Origin of the sequence: Micromonospora sp. NPDC047730, from assembly GCF_043204765.1 — a bacterium.
In the GTDB taxonomy this organism is placed as follows: Bacteria; Actinomycetota; Actinomycetes; order Mycobacteriales; family Micromonosporaceae; genus Micromonospora.
Genome location: NZ_JBIDCU010000026.1, coordinates 1 through 18952 on the forward strand (window position 1 = coordinate 1; position 18952 = coordinate 18952).

The window sequence follows — 18952 nt, forward strand, 5'->3', positions numbered from 1 at the left end:
TTCCGACTCGGCGCCTGGGCACTTTTCTTCGGACTCGCTCTGGCCGCACTCACCGTCAACCTCGCCTACCATCCGGACGCTTGATGCAACTGGTGGGCGGGGGTCGGCGCTGAAGGTCATATCGGCGTCGGTGCCTACCAACGTGTCTGACAGCGTGAACCGCTGCACTCGCGTCCGAACCGGCACGTCGCCGGTGGACGGCCGGTGCGCTATGCCGATGAGCGAATGGCATCCGATCATCGACATGACCGGACGCCGGCGACCGGCGCCGACATCCCCCTCGGTGACGAGCGCTTCGCGGCAGATCCGGATAGCTGCGGCAGATCGGCGAGTTCGAGGTTATAGCCGCCAGCCCGGCATGCCCGTCTGTGGGCGCTTCTCATACGGTGTGGCGGTGGAAACCTTGGCACAGATGCGGTCCGAAGCGACGCTCGAGCGGTTGCTCTGCCACCCCAGGCTGCCGTTGATAGCCGGTTGGGACACCGAACGCCCGGCGATCCGGATCTGGGAGTACGCGGTCGGGCAGCTGCGTGAGATTGGCGGTGTCGGTACGGATTCGGCCGTCTACGACGCCATCGGCTATGACCGGTTCAAGCGGACACCCTCTGCCGCTTGGCATCCGGGTGAGCCGCAGCTGGTCATAGCGGACGGCCACAGCACGGCCTGCTGGACTCCTTCGGGCATCACCGCGATCGATGGTGTTCCGCCGACCGAGTACCAACGGGAAGTGGCGTTCAGTCCGGACGGTCAGACGCTCTGGTTGTCGCCCGGCGGCGGAGAGGAAGGCTGGGAGTCCTCCATCACGCTCCACCTCGCTTCCGGCACAACCGCAGTCGGCCCTCGTTGGGACACCGGTGTCGCGGCGTATCCGGGCGGTGGCCTCTTGGCCACTCTGCAAAGCGATCAGGGTGCCACGCTGGTGCTCTTCTCTCGAGACACCGAGCCGGTGCTGCGGCCAATGCGCCGGGCGTTGGTCCTCGACTGCGACGGCTACGAGACACCTATCTTTAGCCCGGACGGGCGGCATTTCGCGGTGCGGGGCAACGCCTACGACAACTCGCTGGAGGTGTTCGAGTTTCCTTCGCTGCGCCGCGTTCTCGGCCTGACACTCGGGGACCCAAGTCCGGGGTACCCGTACCCGCAGGAGTGGCTGGACAGAATGCGTGCCTGGTCGCGCCACAACGTTGCGTTCGGGCCATCTCCGGGTGTTCTCTGGATCGGTACGCCGGACGGTGCCGTCATCGAGTTCGAGATCGACGGGAAACAGGTGGCCGAGTATGAGGTGCTGCCCGGTTCGATGGTGACCGCCCTGGCGGCCACCGCCCCAGGCGAACTGATCGTTGCCGGCCGCGACGGCACGCTTCTGGTGCTTTCGGGGGAACGGGCCGGCCCCACCGAGGCGTCAACTGCCGCAGTGGCCGAGTTCCTTGCCGGCACCTCTGAGGCTTCGGTCATCGACATGGACCAACTTGATCTCACCGACGGAAACCGGACCTGGCAGCCCGGCGAGCTGGAAACGGTCACCGACGCGTCAGACAGCGACCCCTCATGGCTGAAGATCCAGGCCGCCATGAACAGGCGCACCTAACCTCGACGCTGGGCGCGTGCGAAGTTGCGCATCGCGGTTTGGGCGGCAAAGACGTACGACATCATCGCCTCGGCGTGGGCTGTGGTCGGCCATGCCGCGCACAAGATTCTCAGCGGGACGCCTACGAACATTGGAATGATCGGCTGCGCTGATCTCGGCACGAGCGGTCGCCTGACGGTGTCGGTCTCGCAGGTGCGGCCCCCTGACGCCCGCTCGCGGCAGATCCGTGCACCTGGGTTCCATGTGCCATCGACCTGATCGAACTGACCGCGGTAACGTCCGGGGCCGCCAGCATCAGAAAGTTTCAGGCGTGGCTCGCCACGTCACGCGATAACCATGGTTGCAGGGAGCAGACCCATCGACGCCTCCGACACGATCACCCTGTGGCGGCCCACCGGACAGGCCGAACTCGACCTTGTCGCGGCGTCCGGATGGCGCGCTTGGCCACCACGCCTGCCGGACCAGCCGATTTTCTATCCGGTACTCAACCGCTGGTACGCCACAAAGATCGCACGCGAGTGGAATGTCCCTGCCGGTGGCATCGGCTACGTGACCCGGTTCGAGGTCCAGCGTGCGTACCTGAACCGTTACGAGGTTCATCAGGTCGGTGGCCGCGACGTGCTGGAGTACTGGATCCCCGCAGAGGAGCTTGCCGACCTCAACGCCCACATCGTCGGGGCGATCATCGAGGAAGCCGACTACCGCGGTCCCGTGGGCGACCAGGAGTTCACCGACGCCCACCACGCGCTGGGCAGAGCACTACCGGCCGCGTGGCGGGCCTACCTGCAAGGTGCGTCGTGGTTCCGGCGAGGGTGGATGACAGGCGGAACCTATGTTTGGCTCAACACGCCACGCGAGATGCTTGAACTGCACCACGTATGGGACGAGAGCACCGACGCGTACCCCGGCATCGCGATCATCGGCGGTGACGGATCCCGCGAACAACTCGTGCTCGACCTGCGCAGCGACCCCGCACCGGTACTGCTGGTCGACATCACCAGCAGCGGATGGGACAACGCCATCCGGCAAGCCGATGATGTCGGCGAGCTCATCGACCGCATCGAGGCGGGCACCTTCGCGTTCGACTTCGAGGATTAGCCGACATCGGCGAGCGGCCCAACGCGCACCTCGCGGCAGATGAGTGCGTTCACGCTCACCGCACTCGGTCAGACTCTAGGAGGGGAATCGTCCTCGCTCGGGCAGCCCAGGCATCGACGATGCGGTCCAGGGTGCGCCTGCCCCACCGGCTCATCGTCGGGTTGGAGTCGAGGTAGTACCAGACCAGCCCCATCGCCTGCTGGAACGCCCAAGCCATCCCGCGCCGCCACTGGACGTCGCCGCATCCGAGCTCGCGGCGGAGGATGCCGCGCTGGTGCTCGTCGAGGAGGTGCCAGGCCGCCACGAGGTCGAGCGCCGGGTCCGCCGGGCCGAAGCCGCCGCCGTCCAGGACGCCGACGAGACGGCCGTCTTCGACGAGGACGTTGGGCGGGATGAGGTCGCGGTGGCACATCGTGTCCTCGTCGACCTCGGGCAGCGTCCGAAGCTCTGCCCAGATCCGCCGCAGGAGGGGTACGTCGAGCAGGTCCTCGCTCTGCCGGAAGCATGTCTCGAGCCATTCGTCGTGGTCCGGGAGGTGCCCGCCGCGACCGACGCCGTCGAAGCGTCGCCCACGGGTGTCGGCGGCGCGCATCCCGGCGATGAGCTCGGCCAGGTCATGGGCGAACGCGTTCGACCCTGCAGGGTCCTCGACCGTCGCGTCGTGGCCGGACAGCCAGGTCTGGACGCTCCACGGCAGCGGATAGCCCGCGCCCGGCTCCCCGAGCGCCACCGGCTCCGGGGTGGGCACGGTGGCGGCGTCGGCCAGTTCACGCGCGGCCTCGGCCTCGGCCGCCAGCGACCCGCGGGCCTGCGCCGGGTCGTGACCGACCAGCGGGAAGCGGGCGGCCAGGTCGTCGCCGATCCGGAAGATCGCGTTCACGGTCCCAGGCGTGCGCAGCTCGGTGACCGGCAGTCCGCGCCACTGAGGGAACTGCACCTCGACCAGCTGGCGGACGGTCTGCGCGTCGACGTGGAGCTGGTCGGCGTGCATCGTCATGCCGCCATCCTCCCGTCGGCGACCGCGGGTGTCCTCCGATTTTCGCGCGACAGGCTCGGCACCGTCGCCCGACCAGCCGCCAGCGCCCGGTCGAGACGACGTCCACCTTGTCGCCGCGGACCCGGATCGCGGAGTCGTCGTCGAGCAGGTAGAGCGGGAAGTCCACGCTCGCCGCAAGCCGGTCCGCCCATGCCTCGTCGCGGTTTGGGAAGGACGGGGAGTCGAGGTGAGGCTTGACGTACCAGTCGAACAGCACGTCCGCTCATCGACAAAGCCGCGAGCGCTGGCTATGTCCCGGAGGCCATGTACGCGGCCAGGATGTAGTTGAGGTGCCGGTCGAGGTTCTTGCGGATTCGGTCAGAGCGCATGGTGGTTCACGGGTCGGCGTGGCGGGCGGCGATCCGCACGTCACGCCGGCTGACGCCGGCGTCGAGCATCGTCGTCACAAACGTGTGGCGCAGCATGTGAGGGTGCATCCTCGGCATCCGGATGCCCTGCGGCCTGAGCTCGCCGATCGATCACAGCCCGGCGTACCTGCCTGTTCGTCGCCGTGGTCGCGGCCGGTGTGGCGCAGCGCCGCGATGTCCAGTTCGGTGACCACCAGGTCGAGCCCGGGATGGTCGCGGGCCAGCGCGACCAGGGCAGGCGCAAACGGTACGCACAGCGCTCGGATACGCGCCGATGCGTACCGTGCCGGAAAGCCCCCGACGATGCCTGCGGCCTGAGCAAGGTGCTTGAGCCGGCGGGTGGCGGCGTGTCTGTCAATCCGTACGCCGAGGGTGTTGCGCAGGATGGGCCCGCTGGTCCGGAGCGGCAGATCCGGGCGGCGGCTGGGCCGTCATTGTGCAGTGGGTCTGATGGTCCAGGCCTGGGCGTTGGCGACCAGGTTCGCCGCATGCGGGCCGGCGGCGTAGCGGGCCGCGTGCATGGTGTCCGTGGCCGCCGCGACGGGGTCCGGGTTGGTCGCGCGGTGGAGGGCGAGCCAGACCCACCGGTGTTCGCCGTCGTCGAGTTGGGATCGGCGGGCGCGTAGGTGCGCGTCCGGGGTCAGGGTGCGGGCGGCGATGCTGGCGGCGATGTCCGGGTCGTCGCCGAGGCCTGCGTAGCGGGCTGCCTCCGCGGCGATCCACCAGGTGAGGTCCCGCAGTTCGGGTTCGGGTAGGGCGGTCAGCGCTTCGGCGGGAATCCCCGGCGCGGTGACCTCGGGCAAGGCGGGGCCGAGGCGTTTGCCGCCGGGTTTCGGCCGGCGCGGGTACAGCGTGGGCAGGTCCGGCACGATCCGGAAACCGATGTCGGCGGCCTCGATCCGGGCCAGGTCTTCGGCAGTGATGCCGTGGCCGGTGAATCGCTGTACCGCGACCAGGCCCATCAGCCGCTTGTTGCGGTAGTGGTCGGCGAAGTCGAGGTCGGCGAGCGTCGCGGTGACCGGTGGTGGCGCGTCGACGTCGCCGAACGGTTCCACCCGCAGCAGCACCTCGCCGCGTTCGGCGAACGACAGCCGGGTCACGGCGTTGATGTTCCAGAACATGCTGGCGGCCCGCCCGCCGGCGGACACGCGGGTCAGCACGGGCGCGGTCGAACCCTGCCAACCGTTGTACTCGACGGCGAGCACGGCGTCGCCGACGTCCAGCATCGCTACCCACGGATCGATCGACTGCCGGCGCATCAGGTCATCGTTGATGGCCCGCATCGACTCCGGTCGGGCCGGGTCCGCGCCGAAGGCGCGCAGTACGTCCGCGACGTTCGTCCCGGTCACCACCGTGACCGTCGCGGCCTCCCCGAGGGTGCTGTGGCGCAGCCATCGGTAGGCGGTTTCGGGCTGGTCGGGCCGCGCCGGCTCCGGCTCGCCGCGCAGCCGATGGCCGAGCCGGTCTCTACGGGAATACACGATCTCGGGCGCGGCGGGCGCCTGCCACACCACCAGCTCGTAGTACTCGGCGTCGCGTTCGTCGGTGTCGTCCCTACCGCGGGCGTGCACGCGCAGCCGGTAGTCGCCCGGCCAGGGTGGGGTGACCCGGCGCAGGTGCGAGTCGCTCGTGTGAGGTCCGACCACCGAGGCGCCGCCGACGGCCGCCCGCCAGCTGACCTCGACGATTTCCTCCCATCCGGTCGCGACGTCCGGCGGTGGCCCGTCCAGGATCCGCAACCCGATGCGGACGTGCCCGGTCTCGACGCCGGTGCGGATCACCGCACCGCCCGGCACGACCGCGACCAGCCCGTTGCCGCCGAAGTCGGCCTCTGGGACGCCAGCGTCCTCCAGCAGCGCGAACCGGTGCCCGAACACTGGTGCCGACCCGCTGGTCTGGCGGGGCAGCAGGTACTCCGCCCGGGCCCGGTCGAGGACCGCAGCGGCGTAACCGGCGGGCATCGGGGCTTCGCGTAGCAGCAAGACTGCGGTGCCGATCGCGACGCCGAGCACCGCCGGTGGTTCGATGGCCCAGGGGTGGATGCCCACCCGGTGCAGGACGGCGACGGTGGTAGTCACGGCCAGCGCGAGCTGTGCCGCGCCGTGCGCTGCGGCGATCCCCCGCTCGTCGGTGATTGCAGGCGCCACCGCCAGCAGGGGGGCCACTCGCGCGTGAGAGGCCAGCCGGCGGGCCAGCGCGGCGACCAGTGGCACCGCGCCGGGCCGGATTTGCTCCAGCACGGCTACGCCGGTAACCGCCTCGCTCTGCCCGCTCATGCTCGCGATGCCGAACGTGCCGGTGCACGGCTCGCCCAGGAGACCGGTCAGGTCCGGGGCACCGGCCAGGTCCAGTTCCCGCACGGTCAGTTCCAGTGCGCCGAGCAGGCGTTCGATCAGCAAGGGAGGCAGCGAGCCGAGCGCTTCTCGCACCGGCGAACTGCCCGATCCGGCCACGCCGGAGCGGAACTGGGCCACCGCCGGGTGCCGGACGGCCGATCCCCGGATCGGCCAGGTTTCGCCGTCAGCGAGTGCCCGCAGCCGGCCGAGCTCGGCCGCCGGTGCTGTCGGAACACGGGCAACGATGAACGGCAACGCAGCGGCGACCGGACCCGACAAATCCGCCAATACCGCATCAGGAATCTCGACCACAGCACCCCCGCCGCCCGCCTGTACAGGACGGCACATTCTAGCCATCGATGATCTTACAGTCGGTGACAGTTTTCGCGTTCCCGACCAGCCTTCCCAGGACGCGCCACACTGCGGCGAGTCGCGCTCATCGGCATGTGCGGACGTCGCCCGGCTGACAAGCAGGAGTCACCAATGCTGACGCCTTCGGACGCGCCGAAGAGGTCACCGTTCAGGAAACCCTGCTCACAGGTTTGCCGGGTGGGATTCGGGTCTCAGCTCGCGGGGTCCAGACCGCCGCCACCACGACGACAACCAGAGCCACACATCGATGCGGCCTGCCCTCGTGCTTGGCGTCGACAGGCCTCAGGGCGACAGCCGGACGGCGGCAGAACCGGCGACTTCCATCGTGCATCAGATGAGGGCGCCGGCCCGCGCCGCGACCATGCGGTCACGGCGACGCAGGTCACCCGTCGACGGTCGCGGCTGAAAGCCGCCAGCAACCGCTCGTCGCTCATCGTTGACTTGGTGAATGTCGATCTTCACTACATCTTCGACCGCCAGTGCGCGTCGTACCGATCACAGGCCGCCTCTGCTCGGCTGGTTGGGCGTCGTCTGGGTGGCGATCGGCATCTTCGCCATCGTCACCGCCGAGATTCTGCCGATCGGCCTGTTGACCTCGATCGGGTCCACGTTCGGTGTCTCCGACGGCACGGCTGGTCTAACAATGACCATGCCGGGCGTGCTGGCGGCGCTGTCGGCACCCACGGTCGCCGTCGCCGTCGGCCGGCTCGACCGGCGGCTTCTGCTGTGCGGCCTGATGCTCCTGCTGGCTGTCGCGAACCTGCTGGCTGCCACCGCGACCTCCTATCCCGTCATGGTGACGTCCCGAGCGCTCGTCGGAATCGTGATCGGTGGCTTCTGGTCGATCAGTGCCGGTCTTGCCGTACGGCTGGTGCGGCCCGAGCAGGTGGGTGTGGCAACTGCGGTGATCTTTTCGGCCGTGCCGGTGGGATCGGTCTTCGGCCTTCCGGCGGGGACCTTCATCGCCCAGTACGGTGGCTGGCGCACCGCATTCGTCGTGCTCGGCGCGTTGAGTGTGATCGTGCTGGTGGCGTTGATGGCGGTTCTGCCCCCGCTGCCAGCGGAGCTACCGGTCAGGTTCACCGCGCTGCTGGACCTGGTGTCCGGTCGCACCGGCCGCACCGCAGTGATCCTGACGGTCCTCGTCGTGACTGCGCACTTCGGCACCTACACCTATCTGACCCCGTTCCTGCAACAGGTCACGGGCGTCGGCTCGGTGACCCCGTTTCTGTTGATATACGGCCTCGGCGGCGTCGTGGGCAACTTCGTGGCTGGCGCGAGCGTGCGGCGACGGCTGCGGGCCACCCTGATCACCGGCGCCGCCGCACTCGCCTCGGCCACTGCGCTGCTGCCCGAGTTCGGCGCCACAACGATCGGCGCGATGATGCTGCTCGCTCTGTGGGGCGTCGCTTACGGAGCCGTGCCGATCTGCTCGCAGTCCTGGTTCACGGCTGCGGGCGCGACCGAGGCCGCGTCCGTACTGTTCACATCGTCGTTCCAGGCCACCATCGCATTCGGCGCGATCCTCGGCGGCGTCGTGGTCGACGCAACGTCGCCGTCGGTACTCATGATCCTCGGCTCTGGTGCTGCCTTGCTCGCCGCGCTCATTGCGGCAGGGTCGACGAACCCGCAACAAGGGATCAGTGGCACCAGATGATCGACGGTCCCATGAAGATGCCCGCAGCGAAGCCAGAGGATCAGCAGGCAACACCGCCTTGGTGGCGTTCGCAATTCGGCTACTTGTTTCATTGACCTGCGACCGTGGCCCGGCCAGGCTTCGGTTGAGGCGCCCGGGCTGTCGCTCTCAATTCGGCTGCCTACGCTGGATGAGCGGACGTTGCCGGCCTGCGAAGCGGGGTCTTGGGTGCTGACGCTCTCGGGCTCGCCGAAGCACGCACGTGTACGCATGCCGCGTAACCAGTTACGGCGTTCGCGAGGGCTCGGCGGGACGGCTGCTGGCGTTGTATGAGTTCTTGGCGGCGACCACGGCCGGCTGAAGGTGCTCGGGGTCGACACCGTGCACGTTGAGCGGCGGGTGCACACGCCGGACAAGTTCGGCCTCGACGGTCGCCGGCTCCGCGTCTTCCGCCCAGGTCAAGCGCAGGTGCGTGTGCATCCACGCGGTCAGCCGTGCCTCATCCTCAGCAACCAGGACGACACGGTCGGTCCAGGTTGTCCGGTAGCCCTCGGCGAGCAGAAGCCCGGCCAAGGTACGGCGCAGCGTCGAGCTGCCCGAACGCCTCAGATGGTTGCGCAGGATACGCCCGCGCAGGCTGGTCGCTCGTCCGAGGTACAGCAGTCGTAGCGACGGGGCGTTCTCATTCGGCGGCCCGGGGAGGTCGGGAAAGACAGAGGGAGCAGCCCACCAGGCGTAGACACCGCTGCCAGGGCTGAGCCGCTTGACAGCGACATCGAGTCCGACCGGCACGCCGGAGAGCAGCCGCAGGACCTCTTCGACCCAAGCTTCGTCGCCAGGGACGTGGTCGGGTCGCCATTCGGGAATGGTCATCGACACGCCATATCCGTCGCGCACCAGACCCGCCTCCACGCATCGTCCGTGGCCCCGGGCCGCTGGTCCAGGCGTCGGACTGCCGGCAGCCACGTTACGAAGAGACCTACCCCAACACCGCAGGTGGCCGTGTCCCTATCAGCGGTCCGTCGACGCCACCCGACCCGGCGACAACACCCCCCGGATCATGCGTACGACAGGGGAAGTAAGTCATACCGGGCCGGGCGACCGAGCAGTCCCCGGCTGGGGACGATCAAAAAGACCTCCGATCTCCTCAAGGGTCAAGTGGCGGGGTTGGTTGGATGGCGGAATGGACTACCGAAAGCTCTTTGCGGACGTGCATCGACGCCCGGGGATGTTCACGCTGGACGGCTCGTTTCACGACTTCACGGTCTTCATCCGAGGCTGCGAGGCCGGCAACGACTGGCAGCTGCTTGCAGGCTTCCGGGAGTGGCTGGTGGCCCGCTGTGGGCGCGGAGACAATCTGATCTGGGAGGCGCTGGTGCTGCACCAGGCGTTCCCGGATGGGCCGCCGCAACGCGAGCAGCTTGAGGCGGAGGCTGAGCTCAACCGGGTGGCGGTCGAAGCGCTGTTTCGGCTGCTTGACGAGTATCTGCAGCGACGAACAGAGCATGGCGGTCTGGCTAAGATCTTCGATGAGTACGTGACGTGGCGAAAGGCACAGAGCTGGTCGTGATTCACGCGGTAGCGGTGTCTTTCCGCGCCCCGAATGCCTTGGCAGGGTCGTATCGCTGACCGGTTGCCAGGCAGTGGTGGAGGCGGCCCAGGAGCCGGTTGAACAGGTTTCGTAGCGCCGCGGGGTGCCGGTCGCCATGGTCGCGGCGGCGTTGGTAGTGCTGCTTGGCGGGTTCGGCGTGGGTGGCGGCGACGAAGGCCCACAGGTAGCCGGCAGCGGCGAGCCGATCGTTTTTGACCTTGCGGTGGGTGATGGAGATGCTGCGCCCGGACGCGCGGGTGACCGGGGCCGCGCCGGCGTAGGCCTTCAACGCGCGGGCATCGGCGAACCGGGCGCGATCGTCGCCGATCTCGGCCAGGACGCGGGCGCCGGTCACGTCGGCCAGGCCGGGAAAGCTGGTCACGATCGCGTGGTCTGGGTGCTGGCGGAACGCTTCGCTGGCGGCCTCGGCAAGCTGGTCGACACTGGAGCACTCGACGTTCAGTGTCGCCAGCAGTGCCAGCGTCTGGGTGCCCATCGCTGCCTCCACGACGGCCGGCTGGCGCAGTTGCGGACGGCGTAGCGCCTGCTGCAGTTCGGCGGCCAGGTCCTCGACGCCGCGTCGGCGGCCGCCGCGACGCAGCGCGGCAGCGATCCGCGGCGTGGACAGCTTTGCAGCAGCTGCCGGTGTGGGTGCGATGGCCAGCACAGCCCGGGCGTCCGCACTGGTCAGGTTGCCCTTCCTGCCGTTGAACGCGGCAAGGAACGTGGGGAAGTACTCCCGCAGCAGCGACCGCAGCTCGTTCGAGGCCCGGGTTCGCCGCGAGACGGCGTCCTGGTGGGCCCGGGCCAGCACGGCAACGGCCTGGACCAGTTCGCTGTCGTGCGGCAGCGACCGGTGGGCATGGGCGTCAGTATGCAGGATGTTGGCCAGCACCACCGCGTCGGCGTGGTCGGATTTCTTGCGTGACACCGAGTACCGCTCCCGGTAGCGGGCCACCGCCATCGGGTTGATCGAGTACACCCGCCGTCCGCTCGCGCGTAGCGCCGCGACCAGCAGCCCGCGCGGCGTCTCGATCGCCACCGGGATCGGATGGTCGGCGCTGTCACCGGCGGCGGCCAGCATCTCCACCAGCGTGGTGAATCCGTCCCAGGTCATCGCCGATACGGCCCTTGGCGACCAGGTGACCGTGCTCGTCGACCAGAGCGATGTCGTGATGCCGTTCCGCCCAGTCGATGCCGCAGTACACCGTCAACTCCAACTCCTCCTCATCTGTCAGTACAGGTGCGCAACCCTGGCGGAAACGCGTGGCGCCCTAATGACGAGGCTCTGTGGCCTACCCTCCGATGAGCCGTTCGCGATCCCAGCGACCCGCACGGTCCCGGTCTTCGCAGTCAGAGCTCGTCGGCTCCCGGTATGCGAGGTGTTCGCCGTGCGGGCGGGCTGCAACCACGATCAACATCTTGCCCAAGGCCGTGAGGTGGTCCGGCACCACCGAGATCCGCCCGTCTTGCACGAGACCTGCCGCGGTCCAGAGGTGTGCAGGCATGTCCTCGGTGAGCCGGACCACCACCTGAACGGCTCGCCGAGCCCACGCTGCCGATCTTTTGGAGACCTTCAGAGGCCAGGTAACGGGCAGGCATCCCATGGACTACGGCGGGCCGTCCGAGGCTCATTAGGTAACGGGGACCGACGTCCCCGTGCGGGACGGCGACGGCAGCCCCGGACGCGCCTACGTTGATCCAGTGCACCGAGGCCCGTTCACGCGCTGGCCGAGGGCGGCCGAGGCCGTCCTCGGCGCCGTGCTGTTCGTGCTCACGCTGCTGTTCACCGACGGGGCGGGCGACTCAGTGGTGCTGCGCGACGTCGGCGCCGTCCCGCTCTGGATCGTGCTGCTGCTCGCGGTCGCTGTTGCCGGAGCCGCTGTCACCGACCCCGCACACCGGGCCTGCCTCGAGCGTCACACCCCGGCCTGGGCGAGGTCGCGGCCGGCGGTGGCTCGAATGGTCCGGGGCCAGGTCCATGCGGCGCGCAGGATGAAGGCCAGGAGCAGCAGCTCGAGTCCGACGGAGAGGCCGTAGAAGTAGAAGTAGGTCCAGGACTCGCCCTCCGCGTTGTACACCGAGACGGGGACGTAGAGCGTTGCCACGACGAGGTTGGTGGCGCGGTTGACACGGGCGGGGAGTGTCGTGGAGAGCAAGATCATGAGGATCGGGATGGCCACGAGCGTGAGCGCAAGGGCGACAAAGGTAGGGCCGGTGTCGAACTCATGAACGACGCCGACCAGGATGTCGTCGATGAAGCCGGGCTTGTACAGGGCGAGGTAGTCGACGTAGATGTAGAGGAACATGAAGCTGGCCCAGGCCGCGGCGAGCTTCGCCTGGACCGGGATGTGCGCTTCCTGGAGCGCACCGACTGGTCTGTCGTTTCTGGTCATCACGTCTCCTGTGTGCTGGCGTCAGCCAGGTCGGCTCACTCGATGTCTTAACCATGACCAGCGTTGACGGGCACCACCTCCGCTTGCGGGCTCGAGCTGTCCTGGCCGCAGGCACGGGACATCCGCAGTACTTTCGACTGATCCGCCCAAGCGGCGGGCCCCTTACGTTGTCCGGGAGGGGGAAGCATGCTTGCTGGGATCTGGGCTGAGCCTCGCCCCGCACGCCCGCCGGTGCGGGTCTGGCGGGACTGGGCGCTGTCCTCGGCTCTTGTCGCGATCTCGCTCGTCGAGGTACTGCTGCGCGACGACAGGGCATGGGCGCCGCTGCTGGTCGGTGTCAGCGTCGTGGTCGCGGCGTGCCTACTGTGGCGACGCACGCGGCCGCTGGCCGCAGTCACCGTTGCCTTCGGAGCCGTTCTCGCGTTCGACATCGCGAGGATCGCGGTCATTGATGCCACCGGTCTGCTGGGCATCGCAGGGCTGCTTGTGTTGCCCTACGCCCTGCTGCGCTGGGGAGCAGGTCGCGAGGCTGCCCTCGGACTCGGCATCATCCTCATCTGGCTACCCGTCACCCTCATCGCGGACCCGACCTCACCCGCGGAGAAGGTCGCCGGTTACGGCTTCTTCCTGTTCTCGGCCGCGCTCGGCGCGGCAGTGCGCTACCGCACCAGAAGCCACGACCGCGACATCGAGCAGGTGCGGCTTCACCAGCGCAACGAACTCGCCCGCGAGCTGCACGACACGGTCGGCCACCGCGTCTTGGCCATCGCCGTCCAGGCACAGGCAGGTCGCGCGCTGTCCGCCGCAGATCCGAAGCGCGCGCTGGCCACCCTGGTCACCATCGAGGAAGAGGCGTCCCGGACGCTCAAGGAGATGCGAGCCCTCGTGGGCGTGCTGCGCGACGGAACAGACGCCGATCTCGCCCCCCGGCGAGGGGTGGTGGACGTCGAACGACTCGCTCGTCCCGGCGGAGAGGTGCTGGGCGTCCGCGTGCAGGTCTCCGGTGACGTCGAGGCCGTTGAGCCAGCAGTCGGCACCGCCCTCTACCTGATCGCCGCCGAGGCGGTCACCAACGCGACCCGCCACGCCTCCGGCGCCACCCACGTCACCGTCGACGTCACCGCATCCCGCAGCCAGGTGCACCTGCGAGTGCGCGATGACGGCGAGGCGAGTACGACCAGCTCCCCGCACGCCGGCTACGGGCTGCGCGGCATGGCCGAGCGGGCGAGCCTGCTCGGCGGCACCCTCCGAGCGGGACCTGACCCGGACGGCGGCTGGAGCGTCGACGCCTCGCTGCCTCGGACAGCGCGCGCGTCATGACCATCCGCGTGCTGGTCGCTGACGACCAGGACATCGTCAGGGCAGGGCTCTGCATGATCTTGGACGCCCAACCGGGCATCGCCGTCGTCGGCGAGGCCGCCGACGGCCGCCGGGCGATCGCCATGGCCCGTTCGCTGCGTCCCGACGTGTGCCTGCTGGACATCCGCATGCCCGAGGTCGACGGGATCGAAGCCACCCGCCAGCTCGCCGGGGCCGACGTCGCCGATCCTCTGGCCGTCGTCGTCATCACCACTTTCGACCTCGACGAGTACGTCTACGGCGCGCTGAAGGCAGGCGCCCGAGGCTTCCTCCTCAAGGACGCCGGCGCCGAGATGCTCACCCAGGCCATCCATGCCGCCGCCCGCGGCGACGCCCTGATCGCACCGAACATCACCGCGAGGCTCCTGTCCTCCTTCGCGAACAGCCGCTCGCGCTCGGTGCCGCCTGAGCCTGTCGAGCCGCTGACCGCTCGCGAGGAACAGGTCCTGCTGGCTGCCGCTCGCGGGCGGACCAACAGCGAGATCGGCGATGAGCTGTCCATCAGCCTCAGCACCGTCAAGACCCACATCGCCGCCCTGATGCGCAAGCTCAACGCCCGCAACCGCGTCGAGATCGTCATGTGGGCCTACGAGACACGCCGCGTCGGCACCTGATCGGCGCCCGCATACTCGAATCGCGGAAGCAGGAGCGCCGGGGGGCCGGATAAGGCGAGGAACTCACCTCGGGCGGGTTGAGTGGGCATGCCGCTGGCTTCGGGCGCACCGTCGGACGTCCGGCGGCTGTCCCTTCCAACACAGGTTGCGCCCTGCGGTGTCCCGGTCGTGTGTCACGGTGCTCGGTGCCCTGAAGGATCGACCGCCGTGTCGGCGGCGGCCGACCCGTTACGGCTCCGACATCCCGCAGGCGCGCTAGTCGTACCGATCGCCGTCGTGCACGACGACGGCAGGGCACGCGGGCCCGGCGAGCCGACGGCATCGAGCGCGACGTCCGCTTCTCGGCTGCATCGACTTCCGCCGCCCATCCAGCAACAGCCCCCGCAGATACGTCTCACCCTTCGCCCGCTGATCCGACCGAGCCAACGGGGTGAACACGTCCGCCGCGAACGCCTCAAGCCGCTGCCGCACAACCGAAAGCTCGTCAGGAGTCACCGCAACATCGAACTACCCGGACCCCTCTGACGCCCCAACGACACACCGACCTAACAAAGCACTACTAGACGGGCCACTCGAACGCATGTTCGGGCTGTCGCCCCCACGGAGTAACCTCGCCCCGTGACCGAAGCCTCTGGACACGACCCTCCACGACGGAGTGCCAGATTGGCTGGATCAGCCGCTCCGCGCATGGTTGAACCAAAGCATCAGCGAGTCGATGGCGCAGCGTGTCATGCTCCGACTTCATCTGTGGCAGGACTCCCGGTACTACGAGAAGCACAAGGACCAGCTGATCAGGGATCCCAGCCAGGACCTGCTGGCGATCATCGACGCCGCGCTTCAGCTACATCCGGCGTGGGGGTTGGACGGAGACCGGCTGTGGGACCAGCACCGCATGACGAGGGAGGACGTTGTCGGCTCCCTCGTTGCCCTGGACCCTCTGCTGAAGGATGGCGGGTCCCTCTACCGATGCGACTTCGAGCAGCACTGCTTAGTCCGCCGGGTGGATGACACGACGCAGGCTGCCGTCGACACGGCGATCAAGAGCGCCTCCGCCTCTGCCGCAGATCACCTACGTGCGGCGTGGACTGCGGCGTACGGCCTGAGCCCCGACCCGGACAAGGTCTTCAACGAGGCGATCCGGGCGGTGGAGGAGGTGGCCTGCCCGTTCGTCGAGCAGAAGAAGGCCGCGGCGAACTCGGCCACCCTCGGGACGGTCATCGGGGAGCTGGGCAAGAACGCCCCGCACAAGTGGGAGCTGATGCTGCCAGGGAAGGACGGCCAGCCGAGCGAGGTTGGGCCAATCGTCTCGATGATGGAGGCGCTGTGGCACGCCCAGCTCTCCCGGCACGGCGGCGCGCCGAAGTCGCGCCGGCAGAACCAGGACGAGGCGGAGGCCGCTGTGCACCTCGCCGTGCTACTGGTGCAGTGGCTCTCGACGGGTGTCCTGCGCAAGAAGTCCTAGGCGAGACCGAATCAGGGCGGCGTTGGCTCTGGTCTAGGAGCGGAAGTCGAACCGGGCCGCCGGATGCGCGGCGGTGATCCGGTCCCGGACCGCCTCGGGCAGCCGGTTGTATCCGAGGTCGACCGCCGCCAGCTCGGGCAGCTCGTCGAACTCCGTTGGCAGGTCCTCAAGCTTGTTGAAGGACAGGTCCACGACGCGCAGCCGGCGGAACGCCCCGATCCCGGCGAGGTGTTCGGCCCGCAGCTCGCCGCGGTCCTTGTCCGGGCCCCACCGGTCGATCCGCAGCTCCTTCAGCGCGCCCAGCGTCATGCCGAACAGCTGCCGCAGCACGGAGTGCGCCGGCTGCGCCGGGTGCGGGCCGATCCGCCCGCTGAAGCCGAGCACCCGCAGGGCGGGCAGTTGGCCGAGGTCCGGCAGCGGGACCGTGACCAGGCCAAGGCTGTCGCCGAGGTCGAGCTCCTCGAGGCCGGTCAGCCGGAGCAGCCTGTCCGGGATCGCGTCGAAGTAGTTGCGGCTCAGGTCGAGGCGGCGCAGGTTCGGGAAGGTCGTGACGGCGTCGGGGAAGATTTTCAGGTACCCGCCGCCGCCGGCCGCCATGGACACCTCCTCGATGCCGGTCAGGCCGTGCGCGGACTCCGGGAACACGAGGTTGGTCCCGTCGGCGACCAGCCGCCGCAGCCCGACCAGGCCACCGAAGGAGTCCGGCAGCACCAGCGGCGCCACCCCGGGCACGTTCCGCCACGGGGTCGACCGCACCGGGCCGCCCGACATCGCGGAGATGTCCAGCTCCTCCAGCCCGGCGAGCCGGCCGACGGCCGCCGGCAGGGCGAGGGCGTCCCCGTCCCCGATCTTGTTGCCGGCCAGCCGCAGCACCCGGAGCGCAGCCAGGTCGCCGATCGAGTCGGGCAGGGCGGTCAGCCCGCAGTGGCACACCGACAGGTGCTCGAGCCGGATGAGTTTGCCGATCGCCTCGGGCAGTTCGCCGATCCGGTTGCCGTCCAGCACCAGGGTGCGCAGCCACGGCATTCGCAGCACCTCGGCGGGGAACCTTCGCAGGTCGCGCCCGGTCAGGTCGAGGTGCTCGACCCGGTCGGCCACCGCGCCGGACACGTGGTCGCGCGCCCGTTCGGACGCGATCCGGGCTCCGGGCCGCAGCACCGGCAGCCCGGCCCGCAGCCGGTCCAGGAACACGTCGAGCATCAGCTCCTGCTCGTCGGCGTCCACGACCTCGGGCACGAAGGCGTCGACGATGGCCTGCCCGGCGAAGTCAGCGTCCTCGGAGTCGCCGTAGTTGTCCACCAGGCGCGCGCCCGGGGCGGTCACGACGACCGGGTGGTCACGCTCGATCACCCACGGCGTGTCGACGGTACCGGCCTGGAGAGTACCCTCGCTGTGCTCGCCGTACACGAAGTGGGTGAAGGCGCCGTCGTGGATGGAGATCTCCGACCCGCCGCCCTCCAGGGTCTCGGCCTCGGTGCGACCGGCGACGTAGAGCCCGGGGTGCTCGTCGTACAGCGCGATCCGCCCGGTGACCGTCAGATCGCCGGTGACCACGATCAGCTCGACGGCGTCCTCGCGGTCCGCGGCGGACATCTCGCGGACGGCGTCCAGGAAGTCCCCGTCGAGGGTCAGGTCGCCGTCGAAGAACAGCGTGCCGCCGTAGTTGCCGTCGAACGCGGCGGACAACGCGCCGCCCAGGCGTGTATCGGCATCGTCGAAGGACGTGAACACGTAGGTCGCGGGCGTCGCCACGCGGGTGATCATAGGGTACGCCCGCGCCAGCCGTGCGCACAGTCTATTGTGGAGCGAAGGGTCGAGCCCTCCAACCGGGCGGCCTCCCGGGGGTTAGACGGGCATCTTGTCCAGCAGATGCGCCTGCTCGCCGGCCACCGCCGCGTGCAGCATCGCGTGCATACGCATCCGCGCCGCCCGGCGCACGCTGGCCACCTGGTCCCGCAGCGTCGTCACACCCGGCAGCAGCACCCGCCGGGTCCGCAGCCATGCCACCGCCGCGTAGAACAACACCTTTGGTTGATCACCCGTCGTCCACGCCTGCTGATCCACCCACTCCAGTAACGCCGCCTCCGAGTCGGCGTAGCCGGTGAACCCGTACACCTCGCAGATCTCCCACTGGTGCTCGAACCGGGTCTTCTCTCGCTCCAGGTACGCCTGCGGTGGCGCTTGATCGTGCGGCCATCCCACTCGTAGAACGCCAGGTCAGTCGCTTCCGTCCTGATCTGGCGGGCAACGAACTCCACCGCCTCCGGATGCAGGTCAGCTCGGCCACGCGGGAACCTGCCGAACCGGCCGTAGAACCGCAGCAGCAACGCGAACCCGAGGCGCGTCTCGGCGTGCTTGCCCACCACGAGATCCAGCTCGGCGGGCACGAGCGTCCAGTGCTCAACCAGCTCGCCGATGTTGAGGGGAGATCGACTCACAACGGTCAATCATCGCGGTAGCGACCTTGCAACACAGCCCTCAACCGAAGATCAACTATTTGGCCCCTGGTCGCAAGATCCTTACCAACACCCCTAGGTCTACGGGCTCGGCGACCTGTGCGCTGACGTGGCCGCCAGAATCCGGCACCGGCTCGGGCGTTGCTGAGACATCCTGAGCCGCACTTCGGGATCATCGATGAATGCAGGTGTTCTCGGCTTCCCGCCCGGAGTTGATTCATCCGTTCAACCGGGCTGCACCCGGCGCAGATCCACCGGCTGGTGCGCCTGGTCGCTCGCCGTGGCGGGGACGCGATAGCCGACGGGCGCCCGGTACACCCCTGGGCCCTGACCGCTGCCGGACCGGGTTCTGCTGGTCGCCGTGCACTGGCGCACGAACCTGACCATGCGTCAACTCGGCCCATTGTTCGGAGTCTCGCACTCCGCCGCCCACCAGGTCATCGACACGGCCGGACCCTTGCTCGCGCTGGCACCGGTACGCCGCCGGCCGAAAGACCAGATCGCGATCGTGGACGGCACCCTGATCCCGACCCGCGACCACCGACTGGCCGCACAGAGCAAGAACTACCGATACTCGACCAACCTGCAAGTCGCGATCGACGCGAACACCCGCCTGGTCATCGCCTTGGGTGACGCAACC

At 68.9% G+C, this 18952-nt stretch carries 13 protein-coding genes and 7 pseudogenes; 9 read left to right on the forward strand and 11 right to left on the reverse strand.

Features of this window, described 5'->3' with window-relative positions; genetic code table 11:
* The 3 genes and pseudogenes from ACGF5G_RS32730 to ACGF5G_RS32740 all read left to right on the forward strand — a co-directional run.
* Positions 1-84 (forward strand): annotated as a pseudogene (locus tag ACGF5G_RS32730) (DoxX family protein); the annotation flags it as partial.
* A gap of 310 nt (positions 85-394) precedes the next feature.
* Positions 395-1588, forward strand: a complete 1194-nt coding sequence (locus ACGF5G_RS32735) for a hypothetical protein (RefSeq protein ID WP_393270133.1) — start codon at positions 395-397, stop codon at positions 1586-1588.
* A gap of 336 nt (positions 1589-1924) precedes the next feature.
* Positions 1925-2293, forward strand: a pseudogene (locus tag ACGF5G_RS32740) (ADP-ribosylation/crystallin J1); the annotation flags it as partial.
* A 448-nt stretch (positions 2294-2741) separates the two neighbouring features.
* Here ACGF5G_RS32740 and ACGF5G_RS32745 read toward each other — a convergent pair.
* The 4 genes and pseudogenes from ACGF5G_RS32745 to ACGF5G_RS32760 all read right to left on the reverse strand — a co-directional run bounded on the left by ACGF5G_RS32745 (position 2742) and on the right by ACGF5G_RS32760 (position 6489).
* Entirely contained in the window at positions 2742-3683 is a 942-nt protein-coding gene (locus ACGF5G_RS32745; RefSeq protein ID WP_393270136.1) for an aminoglycoside phosphotransferase family protein, read from the reverse strand.
* Between the two features lie 109 nt (positions 3684-3792).
* Positions 3793-3939, reverse strand: a pseudogene (locus ACGF5G_RS32750) (Type 1 glutamine amidotransferase-like domain-containing protein); the annotation flags it as partial.
* Positions 3940-4057: 118 nt separating this feature from the next.
* Entirely contained in the window at positions 4058-4168 is a 111-nt protein-coding gene (locus ACGF5G_RS32755; protein ID WP_393270138.1) for a tyrosine-type recombinase/integrase, read from the reverse strand.
* Positions 4169-4521: 353 nt separating this feature from the next.
* Positions 4522-6489, reverse strand: coding sequence for a DUF6461 domain-containing protein (locus ACGF5G_RS32760; RefSeq protein WP_393270141.1), 1968 nt, complete (start codon positions 6487-6489; stop codon positions 4522-4524).
* 757 nt (positions 6490-7246) lie between these two features.
* On the opposite strand from ACGF5G_RS32760, the gene ACGF5G_RS32765 reads away from it, so the two are divergent.
* Entirely contained in the window at positions 7247-8455 is a 1209-nt protein-coding gene (locus tag ACGF5G_RS32765) for an MFS transporter (protein WP_393270145.1), read from the forward strand.
* Positions 8456-8719: 264 nt separating this feature from the next.
* Here ACGF5G_RS32765 and ACGF5G_RS32770 read toward each other — a convergent pair whose 3' ends face one another.
* Positions 8720-9346, reverse strand: a complete 627-nt coding sequence (locus ACGF5G_RS32770; protein WP_393270148.1) for a GIY-YIG nuclease family protein — start codon at positions 9344-9346, stop codon at positions 8720-8722.
* Between the two features lie 271 nt (positions 9347-9617).
* Between ACGF5G_RS32770 and ACGF5G_RS32775 the strand changes: the two genes are divergently transcribed.
* Positions 9618-10004, forward strand: coding sequence for a hypothetical protein (locus ACGF5G_RS32775; protein WP_393270150.1), 387 nt, complete (start codon positions 9618-9620; stop codon positions 10002-10004).
* 1 nt (position 10005) lies between these two features.
* Here ACGF5G_RS32775 and ACGF5G_RS32780 read toward each other — a convergent pair.
* Positions 10006-11263, reverse strand: a pseudogene (locus tag ACGF5G_RS32780) (IS110 family transposase).
* Between the two features lie 681 nt (positions 11264-11944).
* On the reverse strand, positions 11945-12421 hold the full coding sequence (locus tag ACGF5G_RS32785; protein ID WP_393270152.1) for a DUF6326 family protein: 477 nt from the start codon (positions 12419-12421) through the stop codon (positions 11945-11947).
* 186 nt (positions 12422-12607) lie between these two features.
* On the opposite strand from ACGF5G_RS32785, the gene ACGF5G_RS32790 reads away from it, so the two are divergent.
* Positions 12608-13741 carry a sensor histidine kinase gene (locus ACGF5G_RS32790; RefSeq protein WP_393270155.1) on the forward strand — a complete coding sequence of 378 codons (1134 nt, stop codon included), beginning with the start codon at positions 12608-12610 and terminating at the stop codon, positions 13739-13741.
* Complete coding sequence (locus ACGF5G_RS32795; RefSeq protein ID WP_393270158.1) at positions 13738-14394, forward strand: response regulator; 657 nt, start codon at positions 13738-13740, stop codon at positions 14392-14394. Before ACGF5G_RS32790 ends, ACGF5G_RS32795 begins: the two co-directional genes overlap by 4 nt.
* Positions 14395-14724: 330 nt before the next feature.
* Here ACGF5G_RS32795 and ACGF5G_RS32800 read toward each other — a convergent pair.
* Positions 14725-14889, reverse strand: a pseudogene (locus tag ACGF5G_RS32800) (transposase); the annotation flags it as partial.
* Positions 14890-15124: 235 nt separating this feature from the next.
* Here ACGF5G_RS32800 and ACGF5G_RS32805 point away from each other — a divergent pair.
* Positions 15125-15856, forward strand: a complete 732-nt coding sequence (locus ACGF5G_RS32805) for a hypothetical protein (RefSeq protein WP_393270161.1) — start codon at positions 15125-15127, stop codon at positions 15854-15856.
* 33 nt (positions 15857-15889) lie between these two features.
* Here the strand turns inward: ACGF5G_RS32805 and ACGF5G_RS32810 are convergent, their stop codons facing one another.
* The 3 genes and pseudogenes from ACGF5G_RS32810 to ACGF5G_RS32820 form a co-directional block, all read right to left on the reverse strand.
* Complete coding sequence (locus ACGF5G_RS32810) at positions 15890-17608, reverse strand: leucine-rich repeat domain-containing protein (protein ID WP_393270164.1); 1719 nt, start codon at positions 17606-17608, stop codon at positions 15890-15892.
* 93 nt (positions 17609-17701) lie between these two features.
* Positions 17702-18058, reverse strand: a complete 357-nt coding sequence (locus tag ACGF5G_RS32815; protein ID WP_393270167.1) for a DUF4158 domain-containing protein — start codon at positions 18056-18058, stop codon at positions 17702-17704.
* 23 nt (positions 18059-18081) lie between these two features.
* Positions 18082-18294, reverse strand: a pseudogene (locus ACGF5G_RS32820) (DUF4158 domain-containing protein); the annotation flags it as partial.
* 200 nt (positions 18295-18494) lie between these two features.
* Here ACGF5G_RS32820 and ACGF5G_RS32825 point away from each other — a divergent pair.
* Positions 18495-18946 (forward strand): annotated as a pseudogene (locus ACGF5G_RS32825) (transposase family protein); the annotation flags it as partial.
* Positions 18947-18952 lie beyond the last annotated feature (6 nt).

Coding starts and splice junctions, on each gene's coding strand:
- ACGF5G_RS32745 (WP_393270136.1), bottom strand. CDS start 3,683: ATGACGATGCACGCCGACCAGCTCCACGTCGACGCGCAGACCGTCCGC.
- ACGF5G_RS32755 (WP_393270138.1), bottom strand. CDS start 4,168: ATGCCGAGGATGCACCCTCACATGCTGCGCCACACGTTTGTGACGACG.
- ACGF5G_RS32765 (WP_393270145.1), top strand. CDS start 7,247: ATGTCGATCTTCACTACATCTTCGACCGCCAGTGCGCGTCGTACCGAT.
- ACGF5G_RS32775 (WP_393270150.1), top strand. CDS start 9,618: ATGGACTACCGAAAGCTCTTTGCGGACGTGCATCGACGCCCGGGGATG.
- ACGF5G_RS32785 (WP_393270152.1), bottom strand. CDS start 12,421: ATGACCAGAAACGACAGACCAGTCGGTGCGCTCCAGGAAGCGCACATC.
- ACGF5G_RS32790 (WP_393270155.1), top strand. CDS start 12,608: ATGCTTGCTGGGATCTGGGCTGAGCCTCGCCCCGCACGCCCGCCGGTG.
- ACGF5G_RS32795 (WP_393270158.1), top strand. CDS start 13,738: ATGACCATCCGCGTGCTGGTCGCTGACGACCAGGACATCGTCAGGGCA.
- ACGF5G_RS32805 (WP_393270161.1), top strand. CDS start 15,125: ATGCTCCGACTTCATCTGTGGCAGGACTCCCGGTACTACGAGAAGCAC.